Here is a 3,913-nt window from a genome sequence, read left to right as displayed (position 1 = left end):
CCGCGCCGGGGGGGGGGGGGGGCGGGGGCCCCCCCCGCCGCGCTCCCCCCCCCCCACCGCCTTCAAGTTCCAGACCGGAACGCAGTGGATCCACTCGCCCGAGAAGTACCGCAACTGGCGGGGCGTGTACAACCGGCTACGGCTGTGGGCCTTCGACGGCACCTGGGAGCGGATCTTCACCACGCTGATGGCCCAGGCTGATGCGGACGAGGACGTGGGCTCTCGGTTGACTCCACGATTGTGCGTGCCCACCAGCACGCGGCTGGGACCAGTAAAAAAGGGGCCCCAGCCAACGAACCGGCCGACCACGCCCTCGGCCGGTCCCGCGGCGGACCGACCATGAAGACCCACCTCGCAGCGGACAGCCACTGCCGACCCCTCGCGTTCGCCCTCACCACCGGGCAGGCCCGCGACGCACCCGCCTTCTGCGAGGTGATGGCACATCTGCGCGTGCCCCGCCGGCGTGGACGGCCCCACACAAGGCCGAACACCGTCCTTGCCGACAAGGCGTACTCTTCCCACGCAATCCGCGAACACCTGCGCAAGCGCGGCATTCGGGCAGTGATCCCTGTCCCGGCGGACCAGCGGGGCCACCGGCAACGTCACGGCAGCCGGGGCGGCAGGCCGCCGACCTTCGACCGTGATGCCTATAAACAGCGCAATGCGGTCAAGCGGTGCATCAATCACCTGAAACAGTGGCGAGGGATCGCCACCCGCTACGAGAAGACGGCAGCCATCTACCTGGCAGGACATCACATCGCGGGCATCTTCCTCTCGTCCGCCCACTGACCATCGTCTACTCGGCTTGAATCTCTGGCCGTTCGGCTACAACGAGCAGATGGCCGCTCATGCCATGAATGGACGGGTCACTGGCAGTCCTGTAAGCGACGTCGAGCAGACGCTGGTAGGCGTCGGGATCCCGGTGGGCAAGAGCAGCGGCTTCCGACTGTGCCCAAGCCAGGATGCCTTGGGACGCCAACAGGCGCCGCACACGGAAACCGTGTTCTTCGAAGAGCGGCGCGACATCGTCGGGGCGCGTGAGGTACCCACCGGTGAAGCGTCCGGGCCGCGGGTCGTCGTAACGGCCTTCGTCCAGGATGAGGTCGACCGTACCCGTGGTGAACGCGGCGGACCCGTGCTCCAAGACGGTGGAGATCAATCGCATGTAGCGCGGCATCATGGTCGCAATCAGCAGCCCACCTGGTCGCAGGACCCGACGAGCCTCCCGTACGGCCTGACTGCGGTCGGTGCCGGTGGTCAAGTGATAAAAGGGCCCCGGCACAGCAGGGCGTCGAATGAATCGTCCGGGAAGGCGCTCAGATCACACTCATCCGCTTCCATGACGGCCTCTACGTTCCCGGCACACCGCTGGGGAGCCTGCGCGACGCGATCCCGGGCAACGTTCAGCAGCGCCGGCGACAGATCGGTGAGTGTCACCTGGTAGCCGCGGTGCGCGAGCCACAGGGTCCACGAGCCAGGACCCCCACCATCGTCCAGGATCCGCGCGGGGGCGGGAGGCAAGTACTCCTCCAGCGCCCGCGCATGCAACTCCCACTCGACGGCACCGTCCGCGGGCCTGCTCAGCCTCCCGGCTTCACGTTTTGCTGATTGCTCGTAATAGTCCCGCACAACGGCTACCGGATCGGGTTCAGGCGCTCTCGTCACAGATCTCATAATCGAGACTCGGCAGGACGGCTGTCCCAGTTCCTGGCAAGACTTCATGCCGCGTACACATCGGTCCCTCTGATCCAAACGAGACTGCCCAGCTCAGTCGAACGGGCCTGTGACTACGGCGTGCGCGGATCCCGCGTGAAGCCGGCCTTGTCGCGGCTGGCATGTTCGTGGCCGAATGTTCGCCGTCGGCGACGAACCCCCGTCGCGGCCGGAGCAAGGCGTCGAGAACCTGCTCGCCGGCAACAGTCAGGCCTGTTTCAGAAGTGGATCAACGGCTGTCGTCCCTCCTGGCGAAGCGCAGCGGGCCAGCCAGCCCCCGTCCTGGAACCCGGCAGGAACCTCCTCCTCCCACGGATCGACCCCGCGACGCTCCAGTTCGCCTAACCGGCGACCCCGCCGCGACTCGGGAAGGCCCTGCCCGCACCAAGGGCAGAAGCCGACCGCGATGCCCGATGTGCCACCCTCATGGATGATCAACCCGCACTCCTGGAATCCGGCACTGGACCGAATCAGTGCGTCCGGGCAGCCGAAGGGGCCGCTGTGCCGGCTACCCCGCCCGTCCACCCGGCTCGCCACCGCCTCGCAGCAGCCGGGGCGGGGCGGGGCGGGAAGCGCCCCCGGGCCGTCTTGGCCCGTCTGTGCCCACTGTGTTGGAAACGCGGCGGGGAACAGACGCCTGACGGCCTCTCCGGAGTCGCCCAGGGCCGCGCCAGGCAGGCCGGCGGGCCTCCCCGGAAGATCAGGCCAATGGACGTTTCCAATACAACGTCAGCTGAACACCCATTCCGGCCCAAGCCGGAAATCTCAACGGCCGGCCACGCAAAACGCCCGACTGGAGGAGCCCAGCCGGGCGTCTGCGTAAACCGCTCACGACTTGACCAGCCGACCGACCGCGTGGGATCAGTACCAGCGCTGATTGTCGTTGTTCCAGTCAGTCCCGTTCACGTAGACGCTCCCCCAGCCTCCGTTGCCGCTGTTGTCCAGGAAGCCGCCGCTCTGGACGTTTTGGAGCTTGAACCCGGAACCGGTATTGATCTCACGCCACCGCTGGAACGGGTTCGTGCCATCGCGGCCGGAGTTGCAGTCCTCCGTGTAGGCCTGGCTTCCATATCCTGTCAGGCATCGCCCATTGGAGTCGACTTCATTCCAGGTTCCGTCACTGTTCTGGACGTCATGCCATTGGTAGCGGTAGTTCGTGACTGTTACACCGCCGCCAGCTGAGTTCGGGAAGAGGTAGAGTCCCGCTCCACCGCTGGTATGGGAGGGGTTACCGACTCCGTTCTTCCAGCTTACGTTTCCGTCCGCCGAGGCAGATCCGGCAAACCCGATCGTCAGGACAGGGACGATCGCAGCCGCTGCTAAGATTTTAAATATTCGAGCCTTGGCCATCTAGAAACCCCCCAGTGGAGACATTTTTCGCGCAGGACTTTTCCCTGCCACTCCGAGAGGCTTTACCGTATCACCAGACCAAATGGAGAAGCGCCCCATTGCGCCTTCTTTGTCTCAATTAAGTTCCAATTTTACATATGCCCATCCAAGTGGGAGACGGTTCTACCACTTCAGTACCAGTTCGCCATTTCGGCTGCTCGGAGGCCGTACATCAAATTCGGCGGCCCACATGGCTCCAGGGGTGGGCGCGGTCCCAAAAATCATCTGCCGGGATGGTTTACGTTGAGCACGGTGCCTCCGGTCAGTGATTTCTCGCGTGCTCGAGAATCTTGTGACAGAGCGGCGGCAGGCGGAGCTCGAGGAGCTGTCCCATTGGGCTGGTGACAGGTTCGCAAGGGCCAGGCCCCGACCTGAGGGGCAGGGGGCGCAGCAGGGCATCCCTGCTGCCCGGCCAGCGGGGATCGAGGTTCGGCGTCGGCAAGGGTGGTACCGGACCTCGGCCCGGCCACGCTGGCCCGCGCCGGACTGCCGACGCGGCGGCAAGGGGGCTGTGGAAGTGGTTCCTGAGACCTGGCGTCGCTCACCGTGGCAGAAGTCCGCCGGCCCTTGGCGGCTGCCGACCGGGCAGGGGCTTCACGCCGCGTGTTGAGGCGCGCGGTCACCTGACGTCCGGGAGGCGCCAGCGCCACTCCGTCGCTGTCGTTGCCGGCGTCGCGCCGGCCTTGCGGATGTTCTCCGCACCGAATCCGGCCCTGAGGTCACGTCGGTCGCCGAGCTCACAACACGGCCGCTGATCAGCCGGGACGGAGAACCGGTGCTGGGAGTCTTTGCAATTGTTGATCTTTGTGGT

Annotated in this window: 5 protein-coding genes and 1 pseudogene; 1 reads left to right on the top strand and 5 read right to left on the bottom strand. The window is 65.9% G+C overall.

Annotated elements, in window-relative coordinates:
- A pseudogene (locus ACFV61_RS33035) lies at window positions 1–789 on the top strand (IS5 family transposase); the annotation flags it as partial.
- A gap of 7 nt (window positions 790–796) precedes the next feature.
- Here the strand turns inward: ACFV61_RS33035 and ACFV61_RS33030 are convergent.
- The 5 genes from ACFV61_RS33030 to ACFV61_RS33010 all read right to left on the bottom strand — a co-directional run.
- On the bottom strand, window positions 797–1,261 hold the full coding sequence (locus tag ACFV61_RS33030) for a hypothetical protein (protein WP_380495703.1): 465 nt from the start codon (window positions 1,259–1,261) through the stop codon (window positions 797–799).
- Window positions 1,258–1,629, bottom strand: coding sequence for a class I SAM-dependent methyltransferase (locus tag ACFV61_RS33025; RefSeq protein WP_380495701.1), 372 nt, complete (start codon window positions 1,627–1,629; stop codon window positions 1,258–1,260). Before ACFV61_RS33025 ends, ACFV61_RS33030 begins: the two co-directional genes overlap by 4 nt.
- A gap of 291 nt (window positions 1,630–1,920) precedes the next feature.
- On the bottom strand, window positions 1,921–2,250 hold the full coding sequence (locus ACFV61_RS33020; protein WP_380495699.1) for a DUF6980 family protein: 330 nt from the start codon (window positions 2,248–2,250) through the stop codon (window positions 1,921–1,923).
- 324 nt (window positions 2,251–2,574) lie between these two features.
- Window positions 2,575–3,063, bottom strand: a complete 489-nt coding sequence (locus tag ACFV61_RS33015; protein ID WP_380495697.1) for a hypothetical protein — start codon at window positions 3,061–3,063, stop codon at window positions 2,575–2,577.
- 658 nt (window positions 3,064–3,721) lie between these two features.
- Window positions 3,722–3,913, bottom strand: a 192-nt coding sequence (locus ACFV61_RS33010; RefSeq protein ID WP_380495695.1) for a hypothetical protein, incomplete at its 5' end; no start/stop codon positions are given.

It is taken from the genome of Kitasatospora sp. NPDC059817 (assembly GCF_042731835.1).
GTDB lineage: Bacteria > Actinomycetota > Actinomycetes > Streptomycetales > Streptomycetaceae > Kitasatospora.
The sequence above is the reverse complement of the archived record's forward strand: the minus strand, read 5'-3'. Positions and strand labels throughout refer to the sequence as shown.